Annotated in this window: 15 protein-coding genes; 9 read left to right on the plus strand and 6 right to left on the minus strand. The window is 70.9% G+C overall.

All coding sequences use genetic code 11. The features are described 5' to 3' along the window. The first annotated feature begins 33 nt into the window (after positions 1-33). A complete protein-coding gene (locus tag DX116_RS09565) occupies positions 34-1,542 on the plus strand; it encodes an acyl-CoA synthetase (RefSeq protein WP_119703864.1) in 1,509 nt (502 codons plus the stop codon). Here the strand turns inward: DX116_RS09565 and DX116_RS09570 are convergent, their stop codons facing one another. Then, the gene (locus tag DX116_RS09570) at positions 1,543-2,280 is read right to left on the minus strand and encodes an SDR family NAD(P)-dependent oxidoreductase (protein ID WP_119703865.1); all 738 of its coding nucleotides are present in this window, start codon (positions 2,278-2,280) and stop codon (positions 1,543-1,545) included. 93 nt (positions 2,281-2,373) lie between these two features. Between DX116_RS09570 and mshA the strand changes: the two genes are divergently transcribed. The 4 genes from mshA to DX116_RS09590 are packed head-to-tail and all read left to right on the plus strand — an operon-like array spanning position 2,374 to position 5,527. Further along, positions 2,374-3,609, plus strand: a complete 1,236-nt coding sequence (gene mshA / locus DX116_RS09575) for a D-inositol-3-phosphate glycosyltransferase (RefSeq protein WP_233556625.1) — start codon at positions 2,374-2,376, stop codon at positions 3,607-3,609. Further along, on the plus strand, positions 3,606-4,100 hold the full coding sequence (locus DX116_RS09580; protein WP_119703867.1) for a type III secretion system chaperone family protein: 495 nt from the start codon (positions 3,606-3,608) through the stop codon (positions 4,098-4,100). The genes mshA and DX116_RS09580 overlap by 4 nt, the downstream gene beginning before the upstream one ends. A gap of 60 nt (positions 4,101-4,160) precedes the next feature. Continuing rightward, on the plus strand, positions 4,161-4,766 hold the full coding sequence (locus DX116_RS09585; protein WP_158591960.1) for a DsbA family oxidoreductase: 606 nt from the start codon (positions 4,161-4,163) through the stop codon (positions 4,764-4,766). A 17-nt stretch (positions 4,767-4,783) separates the two neighbouring features. Beyond that, positions 4,784-5,527 carry a phosphoglyceromutase gene (locus tag DX116_RS09590; RefSeq protein WP_119703869.1) on the plus strand — a complete coding sequence of 248 codons (744 nt, stop codon included), beginning with the start codon at positions 4,784-4,786 and terminating at the stop codon, positions 5,525-5,527. A gap of 165 nt (positions 5,528-5,692) precedes the next feature. Here DX116_RS09590 and DX116_RS09595 read toward each other — a convergent pair whose 3' ends face one another. Further along, positions 5,693-6,373, minus strand: coding sequence for a response regulator transcription factor (locus DX116_RS09595; protein ID WP_119703870.1), 681 nt, complete (start codon positions 6,371-6,373; stop codon positions 5,693-5,695). Then, complete coding sequence (locus DX116_RS09600; RefSeq protein ID WP_119703871.1) at positions 6,370-7,521, minus strand: sensor histidine kinase; 1,152 nt, start codon at positions 7,519-7,521, stop codon at positions 6,370-6,372. The genes DX116_RS09595 and DX116_RS09600 overlap by 4 nt, the downstream gene beginning before the upstream one ends. Positions 7,522-7,654: 133 nt before the next feature. Between DX116_RS09600 and phoU the strand changes: the two genes are divergently transcribed. Continuing rightward, entirely contained in the window at positions 7,655-8,296 is a 642-nt protein-coding gene (gene phoU / locus DX116_RS09605; protein WP_119703872.1) for a phosphate signaling complex protein PhoU, read from the plus strand. A 120-nt stretch (positions 8,297-8,416) separates the two neighbouring features. Here phoU and DX116_RS09610 read toward each other — a convergent pair whose 3' ends face one another. Further along, entirely contained in the window at positions 8,417-8,962 is a 546-nt protein-coding gene (locus tag DX116_RS09610) for a hypothetical protein (RefSeq protein ID WP_119703873.1), read from the minus strand. Between the two features lie 248 nt (positions 8,963-9,210). Between DX116_RS09610 and DX116_RS09615 the strand changes: the two genes are divergently transcribed. Then, positions 9,211-9,696: a CarD family transcriptional regulator gene (locus DX116_RS09615; protein WP_056612020.1), complete on the plus strand. Its 486-nt coding sequence runs from the start codon at positions 9,211-9,213 to the stop codon at positions 9,694-9,696. A gap of 148 nt (positions 9,697-9,844) precedes the next feature. Here the strand turns inward: DX116_RS09615 and ispF are convergent, their stop codons facing one another. Beyond that, positions 9,845-10,321, minus strand: coding sequence for a 2-C-methyl-D-erythritol 2,4-cyclodiphosphate synthase (ispF, locus tag DX116_RS09620; protein ID WP_199715978.1), 477 nt, complete (start codon positions 10,319-10,321; stop codon positions 9,845-9,847). Positions 10,322-10,378: 57 nt separating this feature from the next. Between ispF and DX116_RS09625 the strand changes: the two genes are divergently transcribed. Continuing rightward, positions 10,379-11,887: a molybdopterin-dependent oxidoreductase gene (locus DX116_RS09625; RefSeq protein ID WP_233556627.1), complete on the plus strand. Its 1,509-nt coding sequence runs from the start codon at positions 10,379-10,381 to the stop codon at positions 11,885-11,887. Between the two features lies 1 nt (position 11,888). Here the strand turns inward: DX116_RS09625 and DX116_RS09630 are convergent, their stop codons facing one another. Further along, positions 11,889-13,127: a peptidase C39 family protein gene (locus DX116_RS09630; protein ID WP_158591961.1), complete on the minus strand. Its 1,239-nt coding sequence runs from the start codon at positions 13,125-13,127 to the stop codon at positions 11,889-11,891. A gap of 104 nt (positions 13,128-13,231) precedes the next feature. On the opposite strand from DX116_RS09630, the gene cysS reads away from it, so the two are divergent. After that, positions 13,232-14,653, plus strand: coding sequence for a cysteine--tRNA ligase (cysS, locus tag DX116_RS09635; RefSeq protein WP_119703875.1), 1,422 nt, complete (start codon positions 13,232-13,234; stop codon positions 14,651-14,653). Positions 14,654-14,656: the final 3 nt, after the last annotated feature.

A 14,656-nucleotide genomic window follows, 5' to 3' on the forward strand; every position in this document is an offset into this window, starting at 1 on the left:
GGCGGACGCCCGTGCCGCCGCTCCGGAGGTCACATGTCGTCCCCACGCGTCAGCACCGTCGACGGGATGCTGCAGCGCAGCGCCAGCCGCCACCCCGACCGGACGGCCCTGAGGTTCGCCGACCGCACGTGGACGTACGCCGAGCTCGACGACGCCGTCAGCCGTGCCGCCCGCGTGCTGCTCGACCTGGGCCTGCGCCACGGAGACCGTGTCGCGACCTACGGACGCAACTCCGACGCCTACCTGCTGGCCTATCTCGGCTGTGCCCGCGCGGGCCTGGTCCACGTGCCGATCAACTACGCGCTGACCGGTGACGAGCTGACGTACCTCGTCGACGACTCGGGCAGCCGCGCCGTGCTCGTCGATCCGTCGCTGCAGCCGGCGATCGATGCCGCCGGGGTGGACGTCGAGGTCGTCCTGCCGCTGCGCGACCTCGCGGGCTCGCTGCTCGAGCAGGCGTCGACCGGCGAGGTGCCGGTGATCGACGTCGAGGTGGCCGACTCCGACCTGGTGCAGCTGCTCTACACGTCGGGCACGACGTCGAAGCCCAAGGGCGCCATGATGACCCACCGCGCGCTCGTGCACGAGTACGTCTCGTCGATCGTTGCGCTCGACTACGCCGCCGCCGACGAGCCGCTGCACCCCATGCCGCTCTACCACTCGGCGGGCATGCACGTGTTCCTGATGCCGTACCTCGCGGTCGGTGCGACCAACCACCTCATGGAGGCGCCCGACATCCCCGAGATCCTGCGCCTGGTCGAGGAGCGCTCGCTGAGGTCGCTGTTCCTCGCTCCGACCGTGTGGGTGCCGCTGTCCCAGCACGCCGACTTCGCGACCCGCGACCTGTCGAGCCTGCGCAAGGCCTTCTACGGCGCGTCGATCATGCCGCAGCCCGTCCTACGCCGGCTGCAGGAGGCGCTGCCCGACCTGGGCTTCTGGAACTGCTTCGGCCAGTCCGAGATCGGTCCGCTCGCGACCGTGCTGCGACCCGAGGAGCACGTCGACCGCTCCGACTCGTGCGGCCGACCCGTGCTGTTCGTCGAGGTCAGGGTCGTGGACGCCGAGGGCGCCGACGTGCCGGTGGGCGAGCCGGGCGAGGTCGTCTACCGCTCGCCGCAGCTGTGCGAGGGCTACTGGAACAAGCCCGACGAGACCGCCGAGGCGTTCCGCGACGGCTGGTTCCACTCCGGCGACCTCGTGCGGGTCGACGACCGCGGGTACCTGACCGTCGTCGACCGCATCAAGGACGTCATCAACACCGGCGGCGTGCTGGTGGCGTCGCGGGAGGTCGAGGACGTGCTCTACACGCACCCCGCCGTGGCCGAGGTCGCGGTCATCGGCACGCCCGACGACCGGTGGATCGAGGCCGTCACGGCGTTCGTCGTCACGTCGGCGCCCGTCACGCCCGACGAGCTGATCGCCCACGCCAAGCAGAGCCTGGCCGGCTTCAAGGTGCCCAAGAGCGTCCACGTCGTCGACGACCTGCCGCGCAACCAGTCGGGCAAGCTGCTCAAGCGGGTGCTGCGCGACGGCCTCGTGTGACTACGGCTCGCGGTGCACCTTGTGCTGGGCTGCCTGCGCGAGCGGCTTGACCACCAGCAGGTCGATGTTGACGTGGTGGGGCCGCGTGGCGACCCAGGCGATCGTGTCGGCGACGTCCTCGGCGACCAGCGGCTGGCGGACGCCGGCGTAGATCGCGTCGGCGCGGGCGGTGTCGCCGCCGAAGCGGTTGAGCGAGAACTCGTCGGTGCGGACCATCCCCGGCGCGATCTCGGTGACGCGCACCGGCTGGCCGTTGAGCTCGAGGCGCAGGGTCTCGGTCATCGCCGTGACGCCGTGCTTGGCCGCGGTGTAGCCGCCGCCGCCCTCGTAGGTGACGTGACCGGCGGTGGAGCCGAGGTTGATGAGGGTGCCGGCGCCGCTGGCGACCAGGGCCGGCAGCAGCGCGCGGGTGACCAGCAGCGTGCCGATCACGTTGACCTCGTACATGCGGCGCCAGTCGGCGGGGTCGCCGGACGAGACCGGGTCGGTGCCGAGGGCGCCGCCGGCGTTGTTGAGCAGCAGGTCGAGCGTGGGCCCGACGGCGTCCGCCAGGTCGGACACCTGCGTCTCGTCGGTGACGTCGCACGTCACGGCGGTGCCGCCGATCTCGGCGGCGAGCGCCTCGATGCGCTCGGTGCGGCGGGCCACGCAGAACACGTGGTACCCCTCGGCGGCCAGGGCACGGGCGGAGGCGGCGCCGATGCCACTGCTGGCTCCGGTCACGACGGCGGTAGGCATGTACCCATCGTCGCAGACGGTTGCGGGTGCACGCTGAGGAGCAGGTGGGACGATGGGAGCGAAAGGTGGGTGCACATGCTCAGGCGAATCGCCATGCTCTCTGCGCACACGTCGCCGCTGGAGCAGCCCGGCGACGGCGATGCGGGCGGCATGAACGTCTACGTGCTCGAGCTGTCGCGTCAGCTCGCGGCGCGGGGCATCGAGGTCGAGATCTTCACCCGCGCCACCTCGCGGCACCAGCCCGCCGTGCACGACGTCGAGCCGGGCATCCTCGTGCACCACGTCGCCGCGGGCCCGTTCGAGGGTCTCGAGAAGAACGACCTCCCGTCACAGCTGTGCTCGTTCGTGCGTGACGTCCTGCGGGCCGAGGTCGAGCGCGAGCCGGGCCACTTCGACCTCGTCCACTCGCACTACTGGTTGTCGGGCCAGGTCGGCACGGTGGCCCGCGAGCGGTGGGACGTCCCGCTCGTCCACACGATGCACACGATGGCCAAGGTCAAGAACGCGATGCTCGCCGACGGCGACGCCGCCGAGCCCATCGGCCGTGTCTACGGCGAGGAGGAGATCGTCCGTCTCGCCGACCGGCTGATCGCCAACACGTCCGAAGAGCGTCGCGAGCTCATCGAGCTGTACGGCGCCGCGCCCGAGCGGGTCGCGGTGGTGCACCCTGGTGTCGACCTCGCGGTGTTCACGCCCGGCCGGCACGACGACGCACGCCGTCGCCTCGGCATCGCCCCCGACGCCGCGCTGCTGCTGTTCGCCGGCCGCATCCAACCGCTCAAGGCCCCCGACGTGGTGCTGCGTGCCGCCGCGGAGATGCTGGCCCGCGACCCCGCCCTGCGGTCGCGGCTCGTCGTCGCAGTGGTCGGTGGAGCCTCGGGCTCGGGCCTCGACCAGCCCACCGCCCTGGCCGATCTCAGCGACGAGCTCGGCATCGCCGACGTCGTCCGGTTCGTGCCCACCGTCGCGCAGCGCGAGCTCGCCGACTGGTACGCCGCGGCCTCGGTGGTCTGCGTGCCCTCGTACAACGAGTCGTTCGGGCTGGTCGCGATCGAGGCGCAGGCCTGTGGCACGCCCGTCGTCGCGGCCCGCGTCGGCGGGCTGTCGACGTCGGTGTCGGACGGCGTCACGGGCGTGCTGATCGACGGGCACGACCCCGTCGACTACGCCGCGGCGATCCACCACCTGCTCACCGACCCCAGCGCGCGCGAGGCGATGAGCCACAAGGCCGTCCGCCACGCCGAGGGATTCGGCTGGGACGTCACCGCCGACCGCACGCTCGGCGTCTACGTCGATGCCGTCATCGCCCGCCAGGAGGCACTCGCATGACCGACACGACCGCCGCAGACGTCCGCCGCACCATCATCGACACCCTCGAGGCGTCGTCGCTGGCCTACACCGAGCACCAGACCGGCGTCTTCGAGGTGACGCTGCCGGGGGAGCGCAAGCTGCAGACGACGTGCCGTCTCGACATCGGCCGGCACGCGCTCGGCATCCACGCCTTCGTGGCCCGCAACCCCGACGAGAACCACCAGGTCGTCTACCGCTGGCTGCTCGAGCGCAACCTCAAGATGTTCGGGGTCGCGTTCGCGGTCGACACGGCGGGCGACATCTACCTCGACGGCCGGGTGCCCCTCGAGTCGGTGACGCCCGACGAGCTCGACCGCCTGCTCGGATCGGTGCTGACGTACGCCGACGAGTCGTTCAACACGATCCTCGAGCTGGGGTTCGCCAGCTCGATCCGCAAGGAGTGGCAGTGGCGCGAGTCGCGGGGCGAGTCGACCCGCAACCTCGACGCTTTCAAGCACCTCAAGCCCTGAGGTCCGGGCCCTGCGCACCGGGCCGTGCCGCACGGCTCCGCGTCGCGTAGCGTTGACGTCGTGAAGGTCATCGTGTTCGCCGACGTGACGGACCCGTGGGCCTACATCGGGGCCACGCGATTCGAGCGGGCGGCCGCGATGTTCTCGATCCTGACGGGCGAGCCGGTCGAGATGACGTTCCGGGCGTTCCAGGTGCCCGTCGACGACTCCGACGACGCTCGCGCTCGCGTGGTGGCCGCAGCCAAGATCACCGGCATCGACCTCGACTTCGACGACGTCCTCGCGGCCGACTCCTTCGACGCGTGGCGCCTGCTCACCTGGGCCGACGAGGCCGGGCCGGGCTTCCAGCGCGACCTGGCGCACCAGCTGTGGCGGGCGCACTTCCTCGAGGGCGCCGACATCGCCGATCCGTTCACCCTCGCCACCCGCGCCGCGCTCGTGGGCCTCGAGCTCGAGACCGCCGAGGCGCTGCTGGCCAGCACGGAGTACGCCGACGAGGTGCGTACGCAGAACGAGACGGGCCAGTCGCTCGCCATCGACGCGCTCCCGTACGTCGTGGTCGATCAGCGGTGGACGCTCGAGGGCATGCAGTCGCAGAACGACTACGTGCAGGCGCTGAGCCAGATGTACTCCGAGCAGCAGGGCGACTCCTCGTCCGACGCGTGACCCCATAGGCTCAAGGCATGAGCACTCTCATCCTTCTGCGTCACGGTCACAGCGAGTGGAACGCCAAGAACCTCTTCACCGGTTGGGTCGACGTCGACCTCAACGAGCAGGGCGTCGACGAGGCGCACAAGGGCGCGTCCATGCTGGCCGAGGCCGGCCTGCTGCCCGACGTCTCGCACACGTCGCTGCTGCGTCGCGCGATCCGCACGTCCCAGATCGTGCTGGACGGCATCGACCGGCACTGGATCCCGGTCAAGCGGTCGTGGCGACTCAACGAGCGCCACTACGGCGCGCTGCAGGGCAAGGACAAGAAGGCCACGCTCGAGCAGTACGGCGAGGAGCAGTTCATGACCTGGCGCCGGTCGTACGACACGCCGCCGCCGGCGATCGCTGACGACGACGAGTTCAGCCAGGCTGCCGACCCCCGCTACGCCGCGCTGCCCGACGAGCTGCTGCCGCGCACCGAGGCCCTGGCCCAGGTGCTCGACCGCATGCTCCCGTACTGGTACGACGCGATCGTCCCCGACCTGCTCGACGGCAAGGTCGTGCTCGTGACGGCCCACGGCAACTCGCTGCGGGCGCTCGTCAAGCACCTCGACGGGCTGGGCGAGGAGGAGGTCGTGGGGCTCAACATCCCCACCGGCATCCCGCTGGTCTACGAGCTCGACGCCGACCTGCGTCCCACCGTCAAGGGTGGCCAGTACCTCGACCCCGCCGCCGCCGAGGCCGCCATCGCGGCCGTGGCGAACCAAGGGCGCTGACGCGCCGCTCGTCCCTCGCGGCCCCAGCGGTTCGTCCCTCCCCCACTCGCTGCGCTCGCGGGAGGTGCCCCCAACCGCTGCCGGGCTTCGCCCGGGCGTCTGTCTTCGCTCGCTGGAGCTCGCTCGACCTGTGATTGGGGCAACGGGTTGAGTGAGCCGCGCGCCCTAGCTGTCGTACTTGTAGCCGAGGCCTCTCACGGTGGTCAGGGTGACGGGGTTGGTGGGATCGGGCTCGATCTTGGCGCGCAGGCGCTTGACGTGGACGTCGAGCGTCTTGGTGTCGCCCACGTAGTCGGCGCCCCACACCCGGTCGATGAGCTGTCCGCGGGTCAGCACGCGGCCGGGGTTGCGCAGGAAGTACTCGAGCAGCTCGAACTCCTTGAGCGGGAACTTGGTCTCGGAGCCGTCGATCGTCACCAGGTGCCGGTCGACGTCCATGCGCACACGGCCCGCCTCGAGCGAGGCGCTGTCGTCGATCTCGTCGCCGGCACCCCGTCGCAGCACGGCGCGGATGCGGGCGACGAGCTCGCGGGGCGAGTACGGCTTGGTGACGTAGTCGTCGGCGCCCAGCTCGAGCCCGACGACCTTGTCGACCTCGGTGTCCTTGGCGCTGACCATGATGATCGGCACCGACGACGTCTGCCGGATGGTGCGGCACACCTCGGTGCCCGACAGGCCCGGCAGCATCAGGTCGAGCAGGACGATGTCGGCTCCGCCACGGTCGAACTCGGTCAGCGCGTCGGGGCCCGTCTCGGCGATGGCGACGTCGAAGCCCTCCTTGCGCAGCACGTACGACAGTGCCTCGCTGTAGCTCGTCTCGTCCTCGACGACCAGTACCTTCGTCACGCTCGGTTCCTCTCAGAGTCTTCATCGATGTCGTGCTGGAACGCCGGCAGCACGAGGGTGAACGACGAGCCGAGTCCGGGCTCGCTCCACACCTCGACGGTGCCGCCGTTGCTGGCGGCGACGTGCTTGACGATCGACAGACCCAGCCCCGTCCCGCCGGTGGCCCGGGCCCGGGCCGGGTCGACGCGGTAGAACCGCTCGAAGATGCGGTCGAGCTCCTCGCCGGGGATGCCGATGCCGTTGTCGGTGACGGTCAGCCGCACGTCGCCGTCGTCGAGCAGAGCCGTCACGGTGACCCGTGAGCCCTCGGGGCTGTAAGTCACGGCGTTCTCGACCAGGTTGCTGACGGCGGCGTGCAGCTGCGACCGGTCGCCGTGCACCTGCAGGTCGGGCTCGACCGACGTGACGATGTCGATCTTCTTGTGCTCGGCCTCGGTCGCGGAGTGCTCGCAGGCCTCGCCGACGAGCTCGCCGACCTTGATGGCCGTGGCGTCGTCGCTGAGGATGTCGTTCTGCAGGCGCGACAGGTCGATGATCTGCTGCACGAGCCGGGTGAGTCGCTCGCTCTCGAGGTGCATGCGGCTGGAGAAGCGCACGACCGCCTCGGGATCGTCCTTGGCCTCGCCGACGGCCTCGGCCAGCAGGTTGAGCGCGCCCACCGGCGTCTTGAGCTCGTGGCTGACGTTGGCGACGAAGTCGCGGCGGATCGACTCGACGCGCTGCTCGCGCGTGCGGTCGTCGGCGAGCACGAGGATCAGGCGGGACGTCAGCGGAGCGACGCGGGCGTGGATGTAGGCCGTCGTGCCGCGCTTGGGCTGCAGGGAGATGTCGGCCTCGCGCACCTGACCGTCGCGGCGCACCTGGCGCACCAGGGCCATGAGCTCGTCGGGCTCGAGACGGTCGTCGTTGATGATGCCCATCGCGAAGGCCGGAGCCGACGCCTTCACGACCGTGTCGGCGGAGTCGATGAGGACCGCGGAGGAGGAGAGCACCGACAGGACGAGCTCGACGCCGGGGGGGACGACGGGGGCAGGCTGCTCGGCCACGGTGTGCTGCGTCCTCTCGCTGAATCTCCACAGGTACGTGATCATGGCTCCGACGACGGCACCGATCGCTCCCGCGATCACGAGGCCTGCGCTGATGTCCACACGATGATCGTAGGGGGCGGTCCCGCTGGCGGACGTCCACCGAGGCCCGCGGCGACAGTGCTTTCGGCTGGCGTTCACGCCCCGTTCACCGGGGGTCGCCGTGCGTTCACCCGCCCTCCCTACGGTGGGTGTCATGCGCGATCAGTATTACGAACAGCTCGACGCCATCGTCGACGACCTGGTGGACCTGACCGGAACCGTCCGCGGTGCCGTCGCCGACGCGACCAAGGCGCTGCTGCAGGCAGACGGCCAGATCGCGGAGTCGGTCATCGCCGGCGACAAGGTCATCGACGAGGCCACCGAGACCATCGAGGAGCGCACCCTGCTGCTCCTCGCCACCCAGCAGCCGGTCGCCACCGACCTGCGCCAGCTCGTCGCGACCCTGCGGATGCTGGCCGACCTGCAGCGGATGGGCGACCTGTCCGTCCACGTCGCCAAGATCGCGCGGCGACGGATGCCCGAGTCGGCTGTGCCGGCGCACCTGCACCCGACGATCCTGTCGATGGCGTCGGTCGCCGACTCGATGATCGACTCGGCCTCGCGCATCGTGGCCAACCGCGACGTCGCCAAGGCGGCGCAGCTCGAGGCCGAGGACGACGAGATGGACCAGCTGCGCAAGGAGCTGTTCCGGGCCCTGCTCGGCGACTCGTGGGACCACGGCGTCGAGCCGGCGGTCGACATCGCGCTGCTCGGTCGCTACTACGAGCGCATCGGCGACCACGCCGTCTCGATGGCTCGCCGCGTCGTCTACCTGGTCACCGGCCAGCTGAGCTGAACCCCGCCCGCCCCGGCGTCCTCCCGCGAGGACGGCTGAGGGCCACGAACCACGAACCCCCCGCTGCCTGCCGCAGCGGGGGGTTCGTCGTGCTCGTGGTCGGCCGTGCGTGGCCGCTGCCTACTCGGTGCCGGTGCCGCTGACGGCCTTGGGCACGATGCCGTCGCCGCCGGCGACGTCCTCGTACTCGGCGGCGTGCTCGGCGCGGGCGACCACCGGCGCGTCGACGACGAGCTCGGAGGAGTCGCTGAAGGTGTAGGTGACGTCGACGTAGTCGCCCGGCTCGGCACCGGAGGTGACCACGAAGACGCTGTCGGGCGCCTCGCCGCCGATCGTGGTGAGCACGCGGCTGGGAAGCGTCAGGGGGGCCTTGGGCTTGCGCACCGTGAGGGTCTTGCCCTGCTGATCGGTGACCGTGACGCCCGTGAGGGTCTGATCGGTCTTGAGGTTGCTGACCACGGCGGCCGACAGGGTCGCCGACCCGTCGCGGTTGGCCACGAGGAGCGTGTTGTGCGACTCGACCTGTCCGCGCACGTTGGTGCCCACGGCGGGCTGGTAGACCTGGTTGGTCTGGGCGCCGAAGCTCGTCCCACAGGCGGTCAGGCTCAGGCCGGCGACCGCGGTCAGGGAGACGGCGATCAGACGGCGACGGGCTGCGTGGCTCACCGGGTCACTACTTTCGTCGAAGGGTCAGCGTCGAGGGGCTGCGAGTCGATCGGGCGCGGGCTGCGCGGCCGTCCGCGAGTGGGACGGCAGCGGGTCGCACGACCCGCCTCGATGGTATCCGAGACCTCGGTGGAGCATGCCTTTGACCTGCTCACAGGTCGTCTGCTATGGCGTCCATGCCCTGAAAGCGCAGGGGTGGTTGTGGGTTCCTCATGGTATTCTTGGAATCTACGAAGGGTGTTTTCTCTATGACTTTTACTGTCGGCGAAACCGTTGTCTATCCCAATCACGGCGCTGCAGTCATCGAGGACATCGAGACCCGGACGATCAAGGGCGAGGAGCGTGATTACCTCGTGCTGCGCATCGTCTCGCAGAACGATCTGGTCGTCCGCGTCCCCGCGTGCAACCTTGATCTTGTCGGGGTTCGCGACGTCGTCGACGAAGCAGGCCTCGAGCGGGTGTTCGGGGTCCTCCGTGCCGAGCACGTCGAAGAACCGACCAACTGGTCCCGGCGCTACAAGGCGAACCTCGAGAAGCTGCACTCCGGCGACGTGCTGAAGGTCGCCGAGGTCGTGCGCGACCTGTGGCGCCGCGATCACGAGCGCGGACTGTCCGCCGGTGAGAAGCGCATGCTGGCCAAGGCTCGCCAGATCCTGGTGTCCGAGCTGGCGCTGGCCGAGAAGACCAACGAGGACAAGGCCGAGACGCGTCTCGACGAGGTCCTCGCGTCCTGATCTGACGCTCGCACGCCCCGGTTCCGCTCACGCGGGGCCGGGGCTTCGTCATGTCCGGGCCCGCAGGGCGGTGCGTTCGCGTCCACCGTCTCCCGATTCTTGGACGCTGGCGCACCGACCCCCGGGGGGGGGGTAGGGGCGGAAGGGGTCAGCGAGGGACGACGAGGGCGGTCGCGATGGCGGCGATGCCCTCACCGCGTCCGGTCAGGCCCAGACCGTCGGTCGTCGTGGCCGACAGGGCGACGGGGCCGCCGACCGCATCGCTCAGCACGCGCTGCGCCTGCTCGCGGCGGGGACCGATCTTCGGGCCGTTGCCGATCACCTGCACCGAGACGTTGCCGACCGTCCAGCCGTGCTCGTGCAGCCGCCGCGCGGTCTCGACCAGGAAGTCGACGCCGGCCGCTCCGGACCACTGCGGGTCGGACGTGCCGAAGTGGCTGCCGATGTCACCGAGACCCGCGGCACCGAGCACCGCGTCGACGATGGCGTGGGCGACGCAGTCGCCGTCGGAGTGGCCCTCCAGCCCCTGCGGCTCGTCGGGCCACGACAGGCCCGCGAGCCACATAGGACGTCCGTCGACGAGGCGGTGGACGTCGGTGCCGATGCCGATGCGTGCAGAGCTCACCTGCCGATCATGCCAGTTCGTCCGGCACAGATTGGACGTGCGCGCGAGGATGGCGAGGTGAGAGCTCGAGTGACGGTGACTGCCGGCGTGCTGGCCGCGGCGGCATCGATGGTGGCCAGCGAGGGGCTCAGCGCCCTGCTCGACCTGCGCGAGTCGCCGGTCGTGTCGGTCGGCCAGTCGGTCATCGCCCTGACGCCCGGCCCCATCGCCCACGCGATCATCGAGGTCGTCGGCACCAAGGACAAGCCCCTCGCCGTCGCGAGCGTCGTGGTGGCCATCCTGCTGCTCGGCGCAGTGGTCGGGCGGTGGTGGCTCACCCGCCGGCTCGCGGCGTTCGCCCTCGTCTCGCTGCTGGTCGTCCTGGCGGCGGCCGCGGTGCTGACGCGCCCCTACGCCTCGCCCCAAGGCGTCTTCGCCGCCGTCGCCGGCGGGTTCGTGCTGGTCGCCGTGCTGCAGCTGCTGCTGGCACCCCGCGCGAACGCGCATGCCGCGCCCGACGCGTCGCGTCGCACGTTCATCCGCACGGCCGCGCTGATCGCGGTCGCGACGGCCGTGGTGGGCGGTGCGGGGCAGGCCCTGGCCTCGCGCCGTCGTCGCCGGCAGACCGTCGAGCGGGCTCGAGCCGCGCTGCGCATCCCGGCCCGTCCCGTCGAGGTGCCGGCCGGCGCCGATCTGCAGGTCGCCGGGCAGCAGCCGTGGCTGACCTCCAACCGTGACTTCTACCGCATCGACACCGCGCTGCAGGCGCCGCTGATCGACCCGTCCGAGTGGCGGCTGCGCATCACCGGGATGGTCGACCGCGAGCTGACGTTGAGCTATCAGGACCTGCTCGACCGCGGTCTCACCGACGCCTGGATCACGATCTGCTGCGTCTCGAACGTCGTGGGCGGCGAGCTGATCGGCAACACCGTGTGGGGCGGCGTGCCGATCAAGAGCATCCTCGACGAGGTCGGCATCCGGCCCGGCGCCGACGCGCTTCTCTCGACGTCCGAGGACGGGTGGACGTGCGGCACGCCGCTCGACGCCCTGACGGACGGCCGCGACGCGCTGCTGGCCCTCACCATGAACGGCGAGCCGCTGCCCGTGCCGCACGGGTTCCCGGTGCGGCAGGTCGTGCCCGGCCTGTACGGCTACGTCTCGGCGACCAAGTGGGTCACGGAGTGGAAGGTCACCCGCTTCGACGACTTCGAGGCGTTCTGGACGCAGCGCGGCTGGGGCGAGCGCGGCCCCATCAAGACCGAGTCACGCATCGACGTCCCGCGCGACGGCGGCACGGTCGATGCCGGCACCGTGACGGTGGCCGGTGTGGCCTGGGCCCAGCACACGGGTGTCGAGGGCGTCGAGTTCCGTGTCGACGGCGGCCCGTGGCAGAAGGCCCGCCTGGGCGCGGCTCCGTCGGTCGACACGTGGGTTCAGTGGACGGCCGACTGGGACGCCGAGCCCGGCGACCACGCCATCGAGGCGCGGGCGACCGATGCCACGGGCAAGCCCCAGACCGATGCCGTCGCCGACGTGCTGCCCGACGGCGCGACCGGCTACCCGCGCATCTCGGTGCGGGTGTCCTGACCTACCAGCGGGCGCTGGCAGCCGGCAGGGGAGTGCTGGTGGGACGGATGACGTAGACGACCCCGCCGCTGCCGTTGGTCCAGGCCTTCTCGAACTGCGCCCGGGAGTAGACGCGCCGCACGGTCGAGTTCTTCGGCGCGGCCGGGTCGTTGACGATGACGTCGCCGGTGGCCGTGAACCCGCGGATGACTATGAGGTGTCCGGGCGTCGCCGAGATGGGCGATCCGGTGAGCTGGCCGCGGCCGAAGGCGACGGAGGCGACCAGCGGGATGCCGGCGCGGATGAAGCTCTCGGCCTCACGCAGCGAGTCGAGGCGCGTCACGAACGTGTCGAGCGAGTAGCCCGCGGCGTAGGCGGCGTTGAACGACCAGTTGCCGGTGCCCTTGTACTGGTGGTCGTAGGTGTAGCGGGCGGCGTGGTCGACGAACGAGTCGGTGTAGCGCGACCACGAGTAGGCCGACGGCTTCGGTCCCTTGCCGTAGTAGCGCATGACCATCGCGGTGGACGTCGGCGAGCACCACGCCTCGCCGCCGTTGCCCCACTGCGGGAACTCGCCGCGGTGGATCATCTGGGACGACTGCGGCACCGGCAGGTCGGTCGTGGCCGTCATGGTGGTGGCGCTGGTCGGGATCGACCGGGTGGCGAACGGTGCGGCGACGGCGTTGACGGCGTACAGCGTCGGCGTGGAGCGGCTGCCCTTGGGCCGGTGCAGGATGACGCGCACCTGGTAGCGGTCGAAACTCTTGCCGGCATTGGCCAGCACGGTGTCGGTCGAGACGCGGGCGAGGTCATCGGACTGCGCGGAGTACGACGAGCGCTTGACGCGCGAGGTGCTGCCGGCCCACCGGGCGACGGTGTCCCAGCTGCCGACCGTGGCGCCGCTGCGCACGCGGACGTCGATGCGAGCCCACGTGCCGCCGGGTGTCTTGATGCTCCACGACGGGACGAGCGAGGTGGCGGCGGAGCCGGTGGACTGCCACGGGCTCTGCCACGTGCCGCGGTCGTACGACTTCTTGCCGCCCGAGACGCGGGGGTCCTTGTAGCGGGTCACCGACGTCTTGCCGCCGACCACCATGCGTCCGGACTTGGCGGACAGGCCCTTCGACGTGCCCTGGGCGAAGTCGCCCGTGGACGTCCAGCGGTGGAAGGTGGGCTGGTCGGTGGCGGCCGTGGCGGGGACGGCGGTCACGACGCCGAGGCCGACGACGGCGGAGGCGACAAGGGGAAGGATGCGGCGCATCGCACCATGGTAGGCCGTCGATGGGACGTGTGGGGCTGATGTGACAGCACGACAGCCGGACGGACGATCGCCGCCGGGTCGCCGCGAGCCGATAGGGTTGTGCCGTGGCATTCCAGCTCTACGACACCGCGTCCCGGCAGATCCGCGCTCTCGACCCGGTCGTCCCGGGCCGGGTGTCGATCTATCACTGCGGGCTGACGGTGCAGGGCCCGCCGCACATCGGCCACATCCGCAAGGAGGTCGTCTTCGACGTCCTGCGCCGGTGGCTCGAGCGCTCGGGCCTCGAGGTCTCGATCGTCGCCAACGTCACCGACATCGACGACAAGATCCTGGCCAAGGGCGTCGAGCAGGGACGTCCGTGGTTCGCGGTGGCCTACGAGAACGAGCGGGCGCTGCACGCGGCCTACGAGGTGCTGGGCTGCGTCCCGCCCACGTACGAGCCGCGCGCGACCGGCGTCGTCCCCGAGATGATCGAGATGATCCAGACGCTCATCGAGCGGGGTCACGCCTACGCCGCGGGCGACGGTTCGGGTGACGTCTACTTCGACGTCCGGTCGTGGCCCGCCTACGGGGAGCTGTCCGGGCAGAAGGTCGACGACATGCTCAACGCCGAGGACGCCCCGCCCGAGGGCAAGCGCGACGGCCGCGACTTCGCGCTCTGGAAGGGGCACAAGGCCGGCGACCCCGAGTCCGCCTCGTGGCCGACGCCCTGGGGCCGCGGACGTCCGGGCTGGCACCTGGAGTGCTCGGCGATGGCGGCCAAGTACCTGGGCCCCGAGTTCGACATCCACGGCGGCGGGCTCGACCTGCGCTTCCCGCACCACGAGAACGAGCTGGCCCAGTCGCGGGCGGCGGGGCAGCCGTTCGCGCGGGTGTGGATGCACAACGCGATGCTCAACCTGGCCGGCGCCAAGATGTCGAAGTCGGTCGGCAACACGCTGATGGTCAGCGAGGTCGTCAAGCGCGTGCGTCCCATCGACCTGCGCTACTACCTCGCCGCCTCGCACTACCGCTCGATCGTCGAGTTCAGCGAGGAGTCGCTCGCCGAGGCCGCGACGGCGTTCGGGCGCATCGAGGGATTCGTCCGGCGTGCCGCGGAGCTGTGCGGCGCCGGCGAGCTGGGCGAGGTGGTCGACGGGTTCGCCACGGCGATGGACGACGACCTGTCGGTACCGGCGGCGCTGGCCCACCTGCAGTCCGTCGTGCGAGCCGGACAGGCGGCGCTGCCGGACGGCGACAGCGCCCACCTGCGCCGAGCTCTCGCCGACGTCCGGGCCATGCTCGACGTGCTCGGTTTGGACCCACTGTCCCCGACGTGGGATCGTGGGGGTGACGATGCGGCCTATGCGCAGGTGATCGACTCCCTCGTCGAGGGACTCCTCGAGCAGCGCCAGGCGGCACGGGCCACCAAGGACTTCGCCACCGCAGACCGTGTGCGCGACCAGCTCACGGCGGCCGGCATCGACATCGAGGACACGCCGCAGGGTGCGCGCTGGTCCGTGAAGACTGATCTTCTAGGGAGCTAGCAC

Origin of the sequence: Aeromicrobium endophyticum (assembly GCF_003586285.1) — a bacterium.
Taxonomy (GTDB): Bacteria; Actinomycetota; Actinomycetes; order Propionibacteriales; family Nocardioidaceae; genus Aeromicrobium; species Aeromicrobium endophyticum.

Coding starts and splice junctions, on each gene's coding strand:
- DX116_RS09565 (WP_119703864.1), top strand. CDS start 34: ATGTCGTCCCCACGCGTCAGCACCGTCGACGGGATGCTGCAGCGCAGC.
- DX116_RS09570 (WP_119703865.1), bottom strand. CDS start 2,280: ATGCCTACCGCCGTCGTGACCGGAGCCAGCAGTGGCATCGGCGCCGCC.
- mshA (WP_233556625.1), top strand. CDS start 2,374: ATGCTCTCTGCGCACACGTCGCCGCTGGAGCAGCCCGGCGACGGCGAT.
- DX116_RS09580 (WP_119703867.1), top strand. CDS start 3,606: ATGACCGACACGACCGCCGCAGACGTCCGCCGCACCATCATCGACACC.
- DX116_RS09590 (WP_119703869.1), top strand. CDS start 4,784: ATGAGCACTCTCATCCTTCTGCGTCACGGTCACAGCGAGTGGAACGCC.
- phoU (WP_119703872.1), top strand. CDS start 7,655: ATGCGCGATCAGTATTACGAACAGCTCGACGCCATCGTCGACGACCTG.
- DX116_RS09615 (WP_056612020.1), top strand. CDS start 9,211: ATGACTTTTACTGTCGGCGAAACCGTTGTCTATCCCAATCACGGCGCT.
- DX116_RS09630 (WP_158591961.1), bottom strand. CDS start 13,127: ATGCGCCGCATCCTTCCCCTTGTCGCCTCCGCCGTCGTCGGCCTCGGC.